Source organism: Halorhabdus tiamatea SARL4B, assembly GCF_000470655.1.
Classification (GTDB): Archaea; Halobacteriota; Halobacteria; order Halobacteriales; family Haloarculaceae; genus Halorhabdus; species Halorhabdus tiamatea.
The window spans coordinates 2659402-2675578 of the sequence record NC_021921.1 but is presented as its reverse complement, the minus strand read 5'-3'; the positions used below and the strand labels follow the sequence as shown (position 1 = coordinate 2675578).

Genomic DNA, 16177 nt, shown 5'->3' with positions numbered 1-16177 from the left:
GACCGCTCGGCGGGTGCGCTCGCTGTCACGAGCAATCGGCCCGGACCGCGCCCGCAGGTTTTTACCCGATCGGGAGCATTCGGGGACACGATGGGAGTTCGCCCACCTGCCGACGACGGCCTCTCGGAGCCGGACGTTATCGAGTTCGGCATTCCCGCGCTCGACGCTCGCCTCGAGGACGTCTCGTTTCCCGCGACCGCCGACGAGTTGCGCGAAACGCACGGCGATCTGGAAGTCCCGTACAACGCCTCCGGAAACACAGTGTCTCTGGAAGACGTCCTCTCGGAGATCGATCGGACGTCTTTCGAGACCGAACAGAACCTCCTCAACGCCGCCCACCCGATCTTCGAACGGCGACGCGCGCAGAATCCGAGTGGGATCATCGGCCAACTCCGCTCGCTGATGCCGTTTTGACGTCGTCTCGACCCCGTTTTCGCCGTCACTCGCGCGATCTCTCGTCCCGGTCGCGATCGTCGTCGAGGACCTGATCGAGGCGGTGCATCTGTTCGCGATGGAGTTTGAGCACCATGTCCGAGAGCGTCCCGAACATGAGCAACTGGACGCCGAAGACGATCGCGATGCCCCCGACCATCGCGAGGACGTTGTGGGAGATCCCGCGCGTGAACCACTCGACGCCGACGTACGTCCCGAGTCCACCACCGGCGAGTAAGCTCGCGATCCCGACGCTCCCGAAGTAGAACAGGGGGTTGTTCGTCTTGGCCATCCGGTACAGCGTCAGGAGGATGATTCCGCCGTCGCGGAACGGGCGCAAGTTGGTCTCTGTCTCGTCGGGCCGGCTCTCGTAGCGGATCGGGACGATCTCGGTCGTGACGTTGTGTTTGACGCACTCGACGGAGAGTTCGGTTTCGATGCCGAAGCCCTCCGAAGAGAGGTCGAAGCGCTCGATCGACTCGCGAGTCATCGCGCGATACCCCGAGAGGATGTCAACGAAGTTCCGGCCGTGAATCGTCTCGAACGCCCGATTGATGAGGCGGTTACCGACGCGGTTGAGTCGCGTCATCGCGCCCGATTCCATGTCGGCGAAGCGGTTGCCGATGACGTGGTCGGCCTCGTCTGAGAGGAGTGGCTCGAGGAGTGCGTGGGCGTCTTCCGGGCGATAGGTGCCGTCGCCGTCCACCATGAGGACGTAAGGCGCGTCGATGTGCTCGAAAGCCTCCCGGACGGCCTGGCCCTTGCCGCTGCCTGATTGTTCGACGACGCGTGCGCCGTGGTCGGCGGAGATCTGCTGGGTGTCGTCGTCGGAGCCACCGTCGATGACGAGGACGTTCTGGAGATCCTGGTCGTGGAAGCCGTCGATGACCTCGCCGATGGCCGCCGCCTCGTTGTAAGTAGGGATGAGGACGCAGACGTCGTCGCGGGTTGGCATTTTACTATGATTCTTTCCCGCCCCCTAAAACATGTGCGGACCTATTCGTTCAAGAAATGAACCAGTTCGCGATTACTTTTATCGGTCCGAGATCGACACCGAAACGGTCCTCAAAACGCAACACGAGCTGGACTTCCTCAGACTCGATACCGCCGAACCGTAGGATGGAAATCCCATAAACAGTAACGAAAACTCCAAACAGAAGAGGAAGCGTTACGAGATTCAGTGGGACAAATATTTTCGCAATAACATATATCATTCCGATAAGTCCAACGGCGATGACTGTTGGCTTGATCATTGCCGGAGTCAACGGTTGGATCTTGGCTATGCGGTAGAGCTGATACGTATACAAAAGATTCAGTAGCGCATATGCGACAGCAGTCGCGACTGCAGCCCCAATAAAGGAGTAACGCGGAATTAATACAATGTTTAACGCGAGATTAACCGCTGCAACGACGCTATTGTCGTACATGATGAGTCGAGTGCGGCCAATTGAAGTCAGCAGATCCATGTTCGGTCCCGCTGCAGTATGTGTAATAAAACCCAATCCGAGAATTACGAGTGCCGGCGCACCGGGGCGGTATTCGCCGCCGAAAGTAATCTCCAGTGATAGATCAGGGAACAGGACAAACACAAGAAATAGAGGGAGTGTTGACATGAAGACCCACTTGGTGACGACCTCATAGAGGCGTGCCATCTCGTCTATCTTTCCTTCGCTGTGGAGTTCTGAGAGAACTGGCATGAAAATGAATCCAAAAGAAGTGACTGCTACCAGTAGGAGCTGTGCAATAGGGTAAACAACGTTGTAGATTCCTACATTACCGGCCGACTGGTAGTATCCAAGAAAAAATATATCAATATCCTTAAATATTAGTGACATCGCTGACATGATTAACAGAGGGAACGAGAATGCCAACAGGTTCCGATAGTCCGTGGTGTACTCAGTCCCGAACTCGAACAGTGACGTATGTCGCCACAAATAGTATATTCCTGTCGTCACTGCTACTGCATAGGATACGGCGTATGCCCAGGCGACCCCCACTGTTCCGAACCCGAACGCGATCGCGACGCCGATCCCTGCGAAACGGGCAATCGGCAACGAGAGGTTCTGGATATACACCTTCGGGACTGTGTGTTGCATCCCTCGGACGACCCCAATCGTGAACTTCATCGTTGCCGCAAGCGGGATGATCAACCCAAAGACTCGCAGGATCGGACCGGTTGAGGGGTTGTCAAACACTGTCGTTGCGATCGTTGGCGCGAAGAGGACCAGTATACCGCCGACGACGATGGAAAAGGGCAAGACGATACTAAAGCCCGTGAGGAGGATACCTCGTCGGTGTGCCCTGTCGTCGTATCGTGGAAGAAATCGGCCAATACCGGACGGGAGTCCCAACAGGACGATCGTCGACGTCATGGCCATCAACATGATCCCCAGTGACACTGCCCCGTACTCAACTTTCCCGAGCCACCGTGCAAGGACGACTTTCGCGAAAAAGGAGATACCTAATTCAACCACGACGCCGATAGCGGCGATGCTACCCCCCTTGAAGAGCGTCGAGATTCTGGAAATAGGCGAGGTATCGTCACTCATTCGTTCGCCAATCGGATCTACCAATAGTTCATTGTCCCGATCTGCGTCGATTGGCGCTCACGTAGTCGATAGCCGAACGCGTCACTTGCGAACCTGCTCATATAGCGAGATGTACTGAGAAGCGATATCGTTCCAGTCATGGCGCTGTTCAATCCGTTCGCGAGCGTTCTGTCCCAATTCTTTGGCTTGATCCGGGTTGGACAGTATTTTACAAAGCGGCTCGATCAGTGCTGACATCGACTCCCGCTCGACAACATAGCCGTCGACGCCGTCACGGATCATCTCGTGAGCACCTCGGACGTCGGTCCCGACGACCGGACAGCCACTTGCCATTGCTTCGAGTCGGATATGGGAGTACCCTTCCGAGAGGGACGGATGTACGAACACCTGTGCGCTCCGAAACCGCTTCTGGAACTCGTCTCGCGGGAGGTACTCGTGGATCGTGAACGACGATTCGATATTGAGATCTACTGCAAGTTCCTGGAGGAACTCTCTGCGAGGCCCGGTGCCGACGAGGTGAAAGTGGGCGTCTGGGATTTTCGATAAGACTTCCGGCATTGCTCGGAGGACATACCGATATCCCTTTCTGGCAATGAGATTTCCCACCGAAAGAATTTCTTTGGTATCCGCTCGGTTCGCGTATTCGCATTTATCCAAGTGAACGCCATAGGGGATGACATCGATGTCGCCGTCGACATACTGCTGGTAGACCTGTTTTGTGGCTTCGTTGACCGCGACAATTGTATCAGCGCCAGCTAAAGACCACTTAAATAACCACTCACGAATCGGATCAAGTAGTGGCTTGACACTCTGGAAAAAGCTGTAGCCCACGTCGCTGACTGCCCTAGGAACATTGTTCCCTACGATGCTCTCGACATAATCTTGAAATGCCCCTGGGGGGACATCGTGACCAGCCTCGCATGGCCCAACGACGACAGGGATGTCGCGTCGTGCAACGGCGCGAATAATCGGCTCGTAGTCGGGAAAATTCATATATGGGTAATGAAAAACATCATACTCGTCGACAATTTCTTTGATCCGCCGGCCCGCGGCGTATTTATATCGGAGCCGGCTTTCTCCTTCTATCGGTAACAGCGAGGCGTTCCGGAAGGTGTACTCGTCGGATGTCTCGTGGACGACAGCATCGATCGACACATTGTCCGGCAAAGATCTCAGGTAGTTGTACGATCGTGCGTACCCTTCGTCACCGAATCGATACTCTGACGGCCCGAAGAGGACTGAATTCATGATCCGAGTACGGGCGTCTGGCGGTAGATCCTCCCACGACCTTGGATTCCGGCGCTCAAACCGGAGCGTACCAGCGTCAAATTCATTCGACGAGTGGATATTCCGCCGAGGGTACCCGCACTGTCGTTGTCTCTGTCGACCATCATAGGTGGGTTGGTAGACATAATAGTTTACGTTTATGTTTTTCTGATATGGCTGAATACCCGTCTCCGTCGTGTCTGTTGTCGCTGTGTTTCAGGACGGCTTCTGCACCTTCGTACCAACAGACGAGACACAATCATGACTCGCAGTGGACGGCATTTCGGGTCAAACTCTCTCCCCATCCAAGAGTCGCTCATACAGATCGATTATCTCTGAGACGACGGTCGCTGGCGAGTACTCGTTTTCGACATACCTTTGGTTTCGCTCACCGATCGTTGCTCCGTTCTCACTAGCGTAGCGGATCGAGGCCGCCAATGCCTCGTGATCTCCTGGCTCACAGCGTAGTTCTGGGTTCCGAACGATGTCGGCAGGGCCGCCGATATCGGTACAGACTACGGGTAGCCCTGCCTGCATCGCTTCGAGGATTGTCCGGCCGAACGGTTCGGGCCAGATTCCGGGATGAACGAACACGTCAGCAAGGCCATACTTCGACGAAACCTCCTCGTAGGGGACTTGCCCCTGAAATGTCACCCGATTTTCGACGCCCAGCGCTCTAACCTGCTGCTCCAGTGTGGTACGTTGGTCACCGTCACCAACTATCGTCGCCCGGTAGGCCGACGGGAGCGCGGCGATCGCGTCGATTAGAAATCGGACCCCTTTTTGCACCGACAATTCGCCAACATAGAGTACCTCTGTCGTGCCGTCTTTGTCGTCGGTTCCTATGTCACGCCGGACTTCGAACGCCGGATCGATCATGTTGGGAACGACCTTGATCTTCTCTGAAGAGTACCCAAATTCGACGTACAGATCACGCACTGCCTCACTTATCGCGATATGGGCGTCCATTTGTCGTACAAAATACTCTAATAACCTGCCTGTCGTCGGGTGACCGATCATTTCATATAGCCACTCAAGTGGTCCGGGTGAATCCATTGTCACCGACCGCGGAAAGAAGTGATAAGAATTTAAGGTCCCCACCGTCGCTGGCTTCGTGCGTCCGGATAACGCTCCCACGATCGGGTGCAACTCCATATTGTAGGCGTGGATCAGGTCGAACTCATCGACACGGTTTCGCAACTTGGGATACGCACGGAGGTTCTGCCACTCCGTGAGGACATTCGAGATAGATCCAAGTCGTTGTATTGTGATCCCGTCTCTTGTTTCGGTTCCATCCCCATCAAATGACATTACCGCCACAGATGAAATTCGATCCGAATCGGCAAGTTTTTTCGCAAGTAATTCTGTGCTAACTTCTCCACCTCCTTTTGTGTTTGGTGGATATCGCGGTGTGATAATCCCAACATGCATGTATGTACTACCAGACCCCGTTGTTCTAATACTGTGGGTATAGCTATTTTATACTTTTATGAAAAGAATAACATCTATGTGCGGTCAAGAAGTATCCTCATGAAGGATCCTCTTAAATCGCGACTGTAAAAGGTCATTGGCTACGTCTATAGTATAGTTATTGATCACAAACTTCCGTCCGGCCTCACCCATTGCTTTGCGCCGAGATGGGTTTTGAATAAGTTCAACAATTTCATCTGCTATTACTCTAGAATTTTGAGGTTCAATGAGTACAGAAGAATCAGTACTAACTGCTTCTGGAATCCCACCAGTTCGACTCGCTACAATCGGAATCTTCGTCGACTGGGCTTCTAAAAGAACGGTTCCGAATCCCTCATCAATGCTTGGCAAAAGAAAAATGTCGGAATGACATAATTTTCTAATTACTTCCGAGCGACTACGTTGTCCACAAAAGACAACCGATTTTTCTACATTGAGTCGTCGGGTTTGACGTTGTAAATCGGCTTTCAAAGGACCGGAACCAACGATATGATACTCAATGTTTTTATTTGTTCTGCTATTTATTCTAGAAACGGCATTAATTGCGAATTCATGACCTTTTTCTTCGACTAAGCGACCAATCGTCGTAATTTTGATCTTTCCAGTATTTGTTTGGTCTCTTTCGCTAGGGCAGTGGAAGCGATCAGTATCAATAGCGATAGGTTGAATATCTATTTTGTCAGGATCGGCCCCAAGTTGAATCAGGTTTTTCCGATTAAACTCTGAATTCGTAAGAAGTAAATTGCTCTCTTTAAAAGCTGGTTCATACATTTGTTTGTTTCTATTAAGAGCCATTCGAATGTCGTTGCCGTGGAACATTGTCACTAAATTAGTATTAAAACCACTGCGTATGAATATTGAACCAATGTTTCCATTCGGTCCGAAATGGGCGTAAGTAATTTCATAATTAGAAGGATTAAAACTTGATGTCATATAGAACGCCTGGAGTGAAAGTGCATCTCTTCCGTAGGTGTGAACCTTAAGAGATTCAAACATCGGTCGTAACCTGCTAGCGGGTGCTCGTAACGCCTGAACAGGACTAAATAATAGACGTAATAGAATATTGTCTGGTATATTAGAATATGTTGTACGTTGTTTTAGACCATACTCGCTTACCTCTTCATGAATACGTTCTTCTGAAGGCTTATAACGAGCGAATATATCTACTTCGTGACCTCTATTGAGTAATCCAGTTATTTGATTTAAAACAAATGTTTCAGAATTTTTAGGAAAATTCCCCACAACAAATGCAATCTTCATCATCTTGTTTTCTTGTTCCGTATACAAAAATGTCTCCTTTTTCTATCATCAATACTTTCAAACGTAAATATCAGAAATATATTGTCATTTTTATCACTCAAAATTGGAATGAGACATTTGAGTGAGTCAGATATTTAAGATCCTCCTATAATAATTGGACAAACCACCCACACTCGTTACTTCCCGAACGAGCCGAGAGAGTGCTGCCTGAGCGCCACGAAACAATCACTTTCTGTATAATTTGGCGATCAGTCTCGGCTGCTGCCGTGGCGTAGATCGAGACAAGTCCAGTTCACCGCTCCGGACAGACGAGCTCACCTGGACTTCGACAATCTCTGCCGACAACTGTCGCTCACCACTCAGTGACGGGCCGTGGGCTGACCCTGGTCAGCCCGCGGCCGTTGACTGTGACGCCGGCACACCAACCCCATTCGCTTTGATCTTCCACCGCCGGCGTAACTCCTCTTCGAGCTCGTGCCGAATTCAGTCACGGAACGTCTTGAACGTGAACTCATCGGGCAGGTCGCGCCCGCCCCGCCGCGGGTGGGCGACGACCGCCCACCGCAGTACCAGCCACAGGTTCTCCAGCAGTGCTGCCACCAACATGATCGCAAACCGCACGACGGGATCACGCGTCGTCGTGATCCCGCGTGCTTCCCGCAGCAAGCGGTAGGTTGTTTCGATGCCTGACCGCTTCCTGTAGAGGCGTTCGACCTGCTTGGCCGAGCGATCAGTAGCGCCGCACGCGACGTAGCCCCGAACAACTTCACCGTGTTTGCCGCGATCACCGTTCTGGTAGGAGACAGCGACCGCGAGCGGGAAGCGCAGTTCCCGCTCGCTGTCCTTGTACATGCGATAGGTCGTCATGTACGACTTGTGGACGTCGAGTTTGTCCTTCATCCGCTCACCTTTCTTGGGCACGTGGACGACCGTTGTGGCGATATCACGAGCACGGCGGATGACGCGTTCGTTGTAGAAGCCGCTGTCGGCAAGCAGAAGGTCGATCTCGAAGGGGTAGTTCTCGACGCGGGCGAGCACGCGCTCGACCGCGTCGGCCTCGTCTTCGTCGCTGCGGACATAGGTCATCGCCAACGTCACCGGCTTCTCCTTGGAGACGACGTATGCCGTGCAATAGCGGTAGCAGGTAGTTGTCCCGTCCTTGGGGGCCATCGAGCAGAGTTCGCCTTCGTCGGCGTAGTGCTCGCCATGGTAGGGATTGTCAATGAAGTCGATGGAGACGATTCTCGACCCTGATCGGTCGAGAATCGTCATAGCGAGCCGTCTAAGTAGGAGGTTAGCGACGAACTCAAGCCAGTCCCGGTCAAGGGAATGGAGCCATGTGAAGACGGTGTCGTCAGACGGCGTTCCGTTGGTATCGTTGCAGGTTTCCCAAATCGAGGTCTGATTGACGCAGGCCAAGATGACGACGAGCCAGATGTCGCCGGGGTCGAGGGGGCTCCCCTCGACACCCGGCAACGGGAGTGGAGCAATGACTTCTTCCGCTACATCTTTGACGTCCGATGCCGAAAGGTACCCGTCTGGATCGAGGATTTTGAACACATCTAGATCCAGACACTTTCTCGTGGTTAACTCGGCGATTCAATTGCACCGATTACGCCGGTTGGGAAGTACCGACCATATGCCATATTAACAGATGATATCGGGCGGTGACTTAACCTCTACAGCATCTCGCGGAGGAATGTTTCGGTTCCGCCGCTCTTGACAACTCCGACCCGTGCATTGATGACACCAATCCGAACCATTCTAGATGCGCTCCCTAAACGACGTGTTCCACTCGATAAGGTGATTCTTGAGACGATTCCGGAACGTCGATTCGGTGAACTCCGAAAGAAATGGTTTATCTATGTCATTTCGGAACTCATACGCCTCTACCACAGACTGAATTCCGTTGGCCGTTCCGTCATGAAGATAGCCGTTCACGCCGTCCTCAACGAACACACTGGGGAATCCTTCATCACGTGCTAGAACGAACTTCCCGCTAGCGTTCGCCTCAACAGGGACGATGCCGAAGTCTTCGTTGCGCCCGTTGAACACGACAGCGGTACACCTCGCGAGTAGGTTGTATTTCTCCTCGTCGTCGACGAATCCGCGATAGTCGATAGTCGCTGCGCGGTCAATTCGCTTTCTGACAGACTCATCGATATCGCCCTCACCACCGGCCATTACTAGCTGCTCGTCCAGGCTTTCGAAGGCCTTGACGACTGCTGGGACGCCTTTCTCCTCGTCTAGACGGCCAAGATGGAGAAAAAACCGGTCATCGCCGTCGTTGCGGTACCGTTCGAGATTGAGTGGTGGGTACAACACTTCCGACTCCCGTTTGTAGAACTTCCAAAGGCGTCGTTCGATGATGGGGCTATTAACAAAATAGTGATCAACTCGAGAGTCGATTGTTATATCTCGCATCCGAAGATAACGGATAAGTGGGCGAGCCAACTGTCCCATGAGGCCGTCCTTGCGGTCGTGGTAAAGATCGTAAAACCACCGAGGCGGTGAATGACAGTAGTTGATATGTAAAGTGTCGTCAGGTGTGATGATCGCCCGCGTCGTTGCACCTGACGTGATTAAGACATCCGGATTGCCAAAATCACGCCAATCTACATCTTCCCATTGAGCGTATTCCCAGAGGCGACCTGCTTGTTGCTGAAGTCGACGAACAATCGAGTAATCAAGACTTGGCGTAACGTCATAAAATTCAATCTCACCATAGGGATTAGTATGGTCTGGATCGGGCTCACCAAGTGTATATACCGTATCTACGTTGACTGAGTCTGCAAGCTTCGTAACCAGGTACTCTGCCCCGCCCCAAGCATTGACATGCCAATGAGCGACAGCGATATCGAGACCATCAAGCGAGCCCTTGTCCATACGTTCATCCGGACTAGCAGAGACAAAAAGTCTGTCGTGAGCGATACCTCTTCATCCCATAGAGATATCCAGTCCCGACTACAGAGGTCAACACAAACAACATCAGAAATTGCATCCCCCTCTCACGCGATGGTTCCCTGAACAGCCCGGACAGCCGAGAGGGAACAAATTCCTTAATCAGTGCCCCAAGAAAGGCTCCTTCCTCGCCACCGTCGTCTTCGACCAGTACTTCCATCGCGCGTTTCGAATAGCCTTGCCAGAACGCGCGATCGAGTAGCCACCACAGCCTGGTCCGGTACTCGAAGACCTTGTGGGCGACTTCGGCGTCGGGGACGTACCAGACACCTTCGCCGTAGTGCGCCTGCAATCGCGATCCCAGTTCCGGTTCTTCGGCCTGGAGATTCGCATCCCCTTTTCGCCCACCTACCCGAGGATCGAACCCGTCGAGATCCAGAAAAACGTCTCGGCGAAACGAAATATTCGATCCGAAGGTGTTCCGCACCTCCCCCGCTGCATCCATATCGCCGTCGGGTCCAAATCCACGATGGGTCACGCCGACGAGCCAGTAGAACTCCTCCGGGAGGAAAGAAGGCTTGCCCGCCACCCACTCCGGAGTCATCTTCCCGCCAACGGCGAGTGCGTCCCGCTCCTCGTAGGCTGCGACGAGACGTTCGATCCAGTCGGGCGCGGCGATCGCGTCGTCGTCGAGGAACGCGACGACGTCACCCGAGGCCGCCTCGGCACCGGCATTGCGGGCTTCGAGCAAGCCTCGGTTCTCCGCAAGCTTCACCAACGTCGCGTCGTCGTCCTCGCCGAAGTCAGTGCGGAACTGTTCGAAGACCGCATCGCTACCGTCGCTGACGAGGACGAGTTCGACGTCGTCGTACGTCTGAGCGCGGACGCTGTCGACCGCCTCGGTGAAGTCGTCGTAGCGGTCGAGCGTGTGCGTACAGAGGACGACGGAGACGCGCATGTCGAGACGTGCGGGAGCGCTCAGGAAAACCGTTTCCGTTCACAGGGAGGGCAACGACTGCGAGTGAGCACCGGTCACTCTTCGGCCCGCGCGGGGTTGACGTCGATCGCGTCGACCGGGCAGACGTCGACACAGAGCATACAGTCGATGCACGACGACTCGTTGGCCGGGTCGGCCTTGCGCTCGCTTTCCGGATGGCCGGGGGTCTCGACCCACTCGAAGACATCGACCGGGCAGTCCTCCAGACACGCGCCATCCGCCAGGCAGATGTCGAAGTCGACGGCGACGTGCGTCCCGTGGATGCCGAGCGTCTCCGGTTCCTCGACGGGGCCCCAGACGTCGTGGCCCTCGTGTTCGTCGACGACGTCGCGATTGTGGGCGAAGTCCGGATCGATTGGCATGCTATGGTGTACGGACGGGCAGTGGCATAAATCCACGTCAGCGGGCAACCCGAGTGGGAGTCGAAGCGACTCTGACAGCCAAGCCTCCGTCCCGATAGAGGCTTAAGTCGGGTCGCCGAACGACGTGCCATGGCAGCCGAAGATCTGGAGACGACGACGGTAACGCTCGAAACCGACGACGCGACCGACGAGATGGAGATTCCGGTCGACCTGATCGACCTGCTGACGGAGGGCGACGAGTCGACGCCCACTGTCGTCGCCGACATCGCGATGTTCGGGTTCGCCCAGCGCGTGCACTCCGCCGTCCATCACGGCCAGGGCGAACCGGACGAGCAACTCGAGGCGATCGAGGCCGCGACGATGGACCGCTTCGAGGAGCGCTTCGGCACGCGATACGAGGACCTGATCGAACACAGCCACTGAAGCGCTGTGCTGAATCCTCCCACTGTTCTCAGGCGACGTCCCACTGCAACAGGACGCCGCCGTCCATTCTCTCGACGCCGATCAGTTCGAGGTCCGGGAACTCCTCGAGGAACCCGTCGCCGTCGGCGAGCGTCGGCGCGTCACGTCCGCCGATGACCATCGGCCCGACGAACACCGAGAGTTCGTCGACGAGCCCCGCATCGAACAGCGAGAAGATGAGTTCGCCGCCACCCTCGACCATGAGTCGGTCGATCCCGCGTGACTCGAGTGCGTCGAGGCCCGCAGGCAGATCGACGCGTGCCTGGCCAGTGGCGATCACCGTCGCTCCGGCACGATCGAGGCGCTCGACCTTCTCCGAGGCAGTGCGTTCACCCACCAGCAGGTACGTCTCGGCCTCGTCGTCGAGCACGCGGGCGTCAGGCGGTGTCCGGGCGCGGGAGTCAGCAACGACGCGGGCGGGCTGTGGTGATTTCCCCCGGCCGCGTCTGGCGGCGATCCGGTCGGGATCGTCGACCGTGAGCGAGGGGTCGTCAGCCAGCACAGTCCCGACGCCGACCATGACGGCGTCGCTGTCGGCCCGGAGTCCGTCGACGCGATCGAAGTCCGTCCCGCCGCTGATCGCGATCGGCTCGCGCTCCCGGGTCGAGAGTTTGCCGTCCGCGCTCATCGCGGCGTTGACGACGACGTGCATCGTCCGTGTTTCTCGTGGGAACGAAAAGTCACTTTCGCCAGCCCGGGGCCGAAAACGGTCACGGCAACCGACGGGTGTCTTTTTACCCGCTGCGGTCGAACGGACGACTATGTCCGTCGAAGACAGAGCCGAGGAGCTCGCCTCCGACCTCGGTGTCGACAAAGCGGAGGTCAAAGAAGACCTGGAGAATCTCGTCTCCTACAGCGTTCCGCTGGAGGAAGCAGTGCAGAGTTTGCGCCGGAAGTACGGCGACACCGACGACGGTGGCGGCTCGATCCCCGAAGCCGACGTCGTCGACGTCTCGACTGACGACGACGCCGTCTCCGTGACCGGCGTCTTCCTGACGGTCGGCACCCGCTCGATCAGATATCAGGGGTCCGATCACGTCATCCACGAGGGGGAGTTCGCCGACGGAACGGGCAAAATCTCCTACACTGCCTGGGAGGACTTCGGCGTCGAGCCCGGCGACGTCGTCCGGATCGAGAACGCTGGCGTCCGTGAGTGGGACGGCGAGCCCGAACTGAACCTCGGCGAGCGCACGACCGTCCGCCTCAGCGACGACGCGATCGACGTCTCCGACGAGATCGGCGGCGACCGCACGCTCGCGGAGCTCGCACCGGGAGACCGGGGCGTCAACGCCGAGGTGGCGGTGCTCGAACGCGAACGCAAGATCATCGACGGCCGCGACGGCGAGACCGAGATCCTGAGCGGCGTCCTCGCCGACGAGACCGCTCGACTCCCCTTTACCGACTGGGACCCACACGCCGAGATCGAGGAAGGGGCGTCGATCCGGATCGAGGACGCCTTCGTCAGGGAGTTCCGCGGCGCGCCGGCGATCAACGTCTCCGAGTTCTCGACCGTCACGGCACTCGACCGGACGGTCGAGGCAACCGACGACGCCCCCCGAATGGCCATCCGCGAGGCCGTCGAGGGCGGCGGTCTGTTCGACGTGGAGGTGACCGGCACGGCGATCGCCGTCCGGGACGGCTCGGGACTCATCGAGCGCTGTCCCGAATGTGGTCGGGTCGTCCAGAACGGCCAGTGTCGGAGCCACGGCGCAGTCGAGGGCGAGGACGACCTCCGGACGAAGGCGATCGTCGACGACGGGACGGGGACCGTCACCGCTGTCCTCGACGAGGAACTGACTGCGGCGGTCTACGGCGGCGGACTGGAGGACGCCCGGGAACACGCCCGTGACGCGATGGACCGCGACGTGGTGACTGACGCGATCCGGGAAGCCATCGTCGGTCGGGCGTTCCGCGTCCGTGGATCGTTGAGCGTCGATGACTTCGGCGCGACGCTCAACGCCACCGAATTCGCTGCCCGCGATGACGACCCCGCCGATCGTGCCCGCGAGATCCTCGCGGAGGTGGACGCATGAGCGCCGAGAACAATGACGGCGATGCTGACGACGGCGGGGACGACAGTCCGGGGCGGCGCGAAGTCGCCTATCGGGTGTTCGCGGCCGAATTCGACGACAGCGACTTCGATTACTCCGAAAGCGACGCCGATCGCGCACCCAACTACGTCGTGACGCCGACCGGCGCGCGTGTCAATCGCCTGTTCGCCGTCGGCGTCCTGACGGAGGTCAGCCCGGCCGGCGAGGACGTCCTCCGGGCGCGCATCGCCGATCCGACGGGGACGTTCGTGGTCTACGCCGGCCAGTACCAGCCCGACGCCCAGACGTTCCTCGAACGCGCCGAGCCGCCGGCTTACGTCGCCGTGACCGGTAAGGCCCGGACCTTCCAGCCCGATGATAGCGACATCGTCTACACCTCGATCCGTCCGGAGAGTCTCAACGAGGTCGACGAGGTGACCCGGGATCGCTGGACGGTCGGGGCCGCCGAGGCGACGCTCGAACGCGTCGGGACGATGGCGACGGCGATGGAGCTGGACGTCCGCGGCGACGAACTCCGGGCCGCCTTGGACGAGCGAGGTGTCGAACCGGGACTTGCAGCCGGGGTTCCGCTCGCCGTAGAGCACTACGGGACGACACCGGGATACCTGGCGGCGTTGCGAACCCTCGCCACGTCGGCGCTCGAAGTCGTCGCGGACGAGCGCGACGAGGTCGAATCGCTGTCGCTGTCCCCCGACGAGGGGGGCGACGCCGATCTGGCAGTGCTTGCCGAGACGGCATCGGTCAGCGAACCGGAGGGGACAGCCGGCGATCGGGGCGAATCGGTCGAGGGTCCGGCGACGGAGAGCGAGACAACGCCTACGGCCGAAGCGGGGACAGCGACGACCGACGAGTCGACGTCGACAACTGACGAGTCGCAATCGACCGACGACACCGCCCCGACGACAGAGGAAAGTGACCCAACGGCGACCACTGAAGAGAGCGCGTCTGCGTCCACAGCTGGGGTGTCGACAGAGAGTGACCCACTCGAGGGCGACGAAGCCGACAGCGACGGGACCGCTGAAGCCGAATCTGCCACCGAGACCGGTGACGTGGGGAGCGAGACCAGCACCGACGCCGCAGAAGCACAGACGGTACCCTCGACCGACGAGCCAGGTGAGGACAGCACCGACCTCGAAGACTTCGATGGCGAGTTCGAACTCGACGAGGAGGAACGCGAGCAGATCAAAGACGAGTTCGGGACCGAGTTCACGTCCGGCACCGAGGTCGACGAGCCGGGCGAAGCCGGTATCGAGACGCCCGAGGATCCGATCGAATCGGGCGCAGAAACCGAGGACGCCGCGGTGTCCGCGGACACGGGGGCGACGGCGTCCGGAGCCGCCGAACCGGCAGCGGAGACGTCGACCGAGGCCGAGACAGAGACGGAGTCGGCTGGGGAGCCAACGCCGGCAGACCAGTCCGAGGCCGAGACTGACGACGGTCCTGAGGAGCCGGCAGACGTCGACATCGAGGACGCAGCGATGGACGCGATGGCCACCCTCGACGACGGCGACGGGGCCGACCGCGAGGCGGTCATCGACCGCGTCCAGGACACCCACGGCGTCGACGCCGATGCGGTCGAGGACGCGATCCAGGAGGCATTGATGAACGGCCGGTGTTACGAGCCCAGCGACGGCCGGCTCAAGTCGATCTGATGGCGGTCGAACCGGTCCCCAGCGCGCCTGCGGCGACCGTCGAGGTTCCGGCTGGCCGTGCCCTTGTGGTCGCGGACGTCCACGCCGGCATCGAAGCCGGATTGCGTCGCGAGGGGGTCGAACTCGCCTCGCAGGCCGACCATCGACGCGAGACGTTGCTCTCGCTGGTGGCCGAGACGAATCCCGATCAGCTAGTGGTCCTGGGCGATCTGGGCCACGCTATCGGGACGCCACAGCGGGACGAACGCGAGGAACTCGATCGCCTCGTTTCGGCGATCACTGATCGTGTCTCGCTCACGCTCGTGAAGGGCAACCACGACGGCGAAATCGAGTCCCTCCTTGCCGATCGCGAAGACGTGACGATTACCGACGGGTCGGGCGTTCGTCTGGGATCGGTCGGATTCGCCCACGGCCACACCTGGCCTGCGCCGGACGTCCTCGCCGCCGAGACGGTCTGCATCGGCCACGAACACCCCGTCGTCCGGCTCGAAGACGAGGTCGGCGGCCGACGGAAGGAACGCGTCTGGCTCCGCGGAGCGATCGACCCCGCGCCGTTCGAGGACCACTACGGCGACGGCGACCAGACGGACGACGCCCGTGGGCAGATCGACGGCGAACTCGTCGTCTTCCCGGCGTTCAACGACCTCTCCGGGGGCACCTGGATCAACGTCGAGGGGCAGTCGTTCCTCGCGCCCTTTTTACCGGATGGGCTCGCGGACGGGACGGCCTATTTGCTGGATGGGACGCGACTCGGGCCGTACGGACGAATTTGAGC

The 16177-nt window shown here is 58.1% G+C and carries 14 protein-coding genes and 1 pseudogene; 5 read left to right on the top strand and 10 right to left on the bottom strand.

The window, feature by feature from the left end; all coding sequences use genetic code 11:
- Positions 1 to 90: 90 nt before the first annotated feature.
- A complete protein-coding gene (locus HTIA_RS13165; protein WP_008525506.1) occupies positions 91 to 414 on the top strand; it encodes a DUF5789 family protein in 324 nt (107 codons plus the stop codon).
- Positions 415 to 439: 25 nt separating this feature from the next.
- On the opposite strand, the gene aglJ is transcribed toward HTIA_RS13165, so the two are convergent.
- From aglJ to HTIA_RS13125, 9 genes and pseudogenes are all read right to left on the bottom strand, one after another.
- Entirely contained in the window at positions 440 to 1387 is a 948-nt protein-coding gene (aglJ, locus tag HTIA_RS13160) for an S-layer glycoprotein N-glycosyltransferase AglJ (RefSeq protein WP_008525507.1), read from the bottom strand.
- Positions 1388 to 1436: 49 nt separating this feature from the next.
- A complete protein-coding gene (locus HTIA_RS13155; RefSeq protein ID WP_008525508.1) occupies positions 1437 to 2981 on the bottom strand; it encodes a flippase in 1545 nt (514 codons plus the stop codon).
- An 81-nt stretch (positions 2982 to 3062) separates the two neighbouring features.
- Complete coding sequence (locus tag HTIA_RS15985; protein WP_008525510.1) at positions 3063 to 4229, bottom strand: glycosyltransferase family 4 protein; 1167 nt, start codon at positions 4227 to 4229, stop codon at positions 3063 to 3065.
- Between the two features lie 306 nt (positions 4230 to 4535).
- Positions 4536 to 5678 carry a glycosyltransferase family 4 protein gene (locus HTIA_RS13145; RefSeq protein WP_020936453.1) on the bottom strand — a complete coding sequence of 381 codons (1143 nt, stop codon included), beginning with the start codon at positions 5676 to 5678 and terminating at the stop codon, positions 4536 to 4538.
- A gap of 84 nt (positions 5679 to 5762) precedes the next feature.
- Complete coding sequence (locus HTIA_RS15980; RefSeq protein ID WP_008525514.1) at positions 5763 to 6977, bottom strand: glycosyltransferase; 1215 nt, start codon at positions 6975 to 6977, stop codon at positions 5763 to 5765.
- Between the two features lie 387 nt (positions 6978 to 7364).
- Positions 7365 to 8537: pseudogene (locus HTIA_RS13140) on the bottom strand (ISH3 family transposase).
- 204 nt (positions 8538 to 8741) lie between these two features.
- Positions 8742 to 9863: a glycosyltransferase gene (locus tag HTIA_RS13135; RefSeq protein WP_008526339.1), complete on the bottom strand. Its 1122-nt coding sequence runs from the start codon at positions 9861 to 9863 to the stop codon at positions 8742 to 8744.
- A gap of 13 nt (positions 9864 to 9876) precedes the next feature.
- A complete protein-coding gene (gene aglG, locus HTIA_RS13130) occupies positions 9877 to 10836 on the bottom strand; it encodes a glucosyl-dolichyl phosphate glucuronosyltransferase (protein WP_008526338.1) in 960 nt (319 codons plus the stop codon).
- A 74-nt stretch (positions 10837 to 10910) separates the two neighbouring features.
- Positions 10911 to 11237, bottom strand: coding sequence for a 4Fe-4S dicluster domain-containing protein (locus HTIA_RS13125; protein ID WP_008526336.1), 327 nt, complete (start codon positions 11235 to 11237; stop codon positions 10911 to 10913).
- A gap of 129 nt (positions 11238 to 11366) precedes the next feature.
- On the opposite strand from HTIA_RS13125, the gene HTIA_RS13120 reads away from it, so the two are divergent.
- Positions 11367 to 11660 (top strand): DUF7545 family protein, encoded by a 294-nt coding sequence (locus HTIA_RS13120; RefSeq protein ID WP_008526723.1) that lies wholly within the window; start codon positions 11367 to 11369, stop codon positions 11658 to 11660.
- A gap of 28 nt (positions 11661 to 11688) precedes the next feature.
- On the opposite strand, the gene HTIA_RS13115 is transcribed toward HTIA_RS13120, so the two are convergent.
- Positions 11689 to 12351, bottom strand: a complete 663-nt coding sequence (locus tag HTIA_RS13115) for a 2,5-diamino-6-(ribosylamino)-4(3H)-pyrimidinone 5'-phosphate reductase (protein WP_008526334.1) — start codon at positions 12349 to 12351, stop codon at positions 11689 to 11691.
- Between the two features lie 109 nt (positions 12352 to 12460).
- Here HTIA_RS13115 and HTIA_RS13110 point away from each other — a divergent pair, with 109 nt between their 5' ends.
- Genes HTIA_RS13110 through HTIA_RS13100 form a run of 3 tightly spaced genes read left to right on the top strand, consistent with a single transcriptional unit; the run spans position 12461 to position 16175 of the window.
- The gene (locus HTIA_RS13110; RefSeq protein ID WP_008526332.1) at positions 12461 to 13732 is read left to right on the top strand and encodes a Single-stranded DNA binding protein; all 1272 of its coding nucleotides are present in this window, start codon (positions 12461 to 12463) and stop codon (positions 13730 to 13732) included.
- On the top strand, positions 13729 to 15402 hold the full coding sequence (locus HTIA_RS13105) for a hypothetical protein (RefSeq protein WP_008526330.1): 1674 nt from the start codon (positions 13729 to 13731) through the stop codon (positions 15400 to 15402). Before HTIA_RS13110 ends, HTIA_RS13105 begins: the two co-directional genes overlap by 4 nt.
- The gene (locus HTIA_RS13100; RefSeq protein WP_008526328.1) at positions 15402 to 16175 is read left to right on the top strand and encodes a metallophosphoesterase; all 774 of its coding nucleotides are present in this window, start codon (positions 15402 to 15404) and stop codon (positions 16173 to 16175) included. The genes HTIA_RS13105 and HTIA_RS13100 overlap by 1 nt, the downstream gene beginning before the upstream one ends.
- The last annotated feature ends 2 nt before the right edge of the window (positions 16176 to 16177 follow it).

Coding starts and splice junctions, on each gene's coding strand:
- HTIA_RS13155 (WP_008525508.1), bottom strand. CDS start 2,981: ATGAGTGACGATACCTCGCCTATTTCCAGAATCTCGACGCTCTTCAAG.
- HTIA_RS13100 (WP_008526328.1), top strand. CDS start 15,402: ATGGCGGTCGAACCGGTCCCCAGCGCGCCTGCGGCGACCGTCGAGGTT.
- HTIA_RS15980 (WP_008525514.1), bottom strand. CDS start 6,977: ATGAAGATTGCATTTGTTGTGGGGAATTTTCCTAAAAATTCTGAAACA.
- aglG (WP_008526338.1), bottom strand. CDS start 10,836: ATGCGCGTCTCCGTCGTCCTCTGTACGCACACGCTCGACCGCTACGAC.
- HTIA_RS13135 (WP_008526339.1), bottom strand. CDS start 9,863: ATGGACAAGGGCTCGCTTGATGGTCTCGATATCGCTGTCGCTCATTGG.
- HTIA_RS13165 (WP_008525506.1), top strand. CDS start 91: ATGGGAGTTCGCCCACCTGCCGACGACGGCCTCTCGGAGCCGGACGTT.
- HTIA_RS15985 (WP_008525510.1), bottom strand. CDS start 4,229: ATGAATTCAGTCCTCTTCGGGCCGTCAGAGTATCGATTCGGTGACGAA.
- HTIA_RS13115 (WP_008526334.1), bottom strand. CDS start 12,351: ATGCACGTCGTCGTCAACGCCGCGATGAGCGCGGACGGCAAACTCTCG.
- HTIA_RS13110 (WP_008526332.1), top strand. CDS start 12,461: ATGTCCGTCGAAGACAGAGCCGAGGAGCTCGCCTCCGACCTCGGTGTC.
- HTIA_RS13105 (WP_008526330.1), top strand. CDS start 13,729: ATGAGCGCCGAGAACAATGACGGCGATGCTGACGACGGCGGGGACGAC.
- HTIA_RS13125 (WP_008526336.1), bottom strand. CDS start 11,237: ATGCCAATCGATCCGGACTTCGCCCACAATCGCGACGTCGTCGACGAA.
- HTIA_RS13145 (WP_020936453.1), bottom strand. CDS start 5,678: ATGCATGTTGGGATTATCACACCGCGATATCCACCAAACACAAAAGGA.
- HTIA_RS13120 (WP_008526723.1), top strand. CDS start 11,367: ATGGCAGCCGAAGATCTGGAGACGACGACGGTAACGCTCGAAACCGAC.
- aglJ (WP_008525507.1), bottom strand. CDS start 1,387: ATGCCAACCCGCGACGACGTCTGCGTCCTCATCCCTACTTACAACGAG.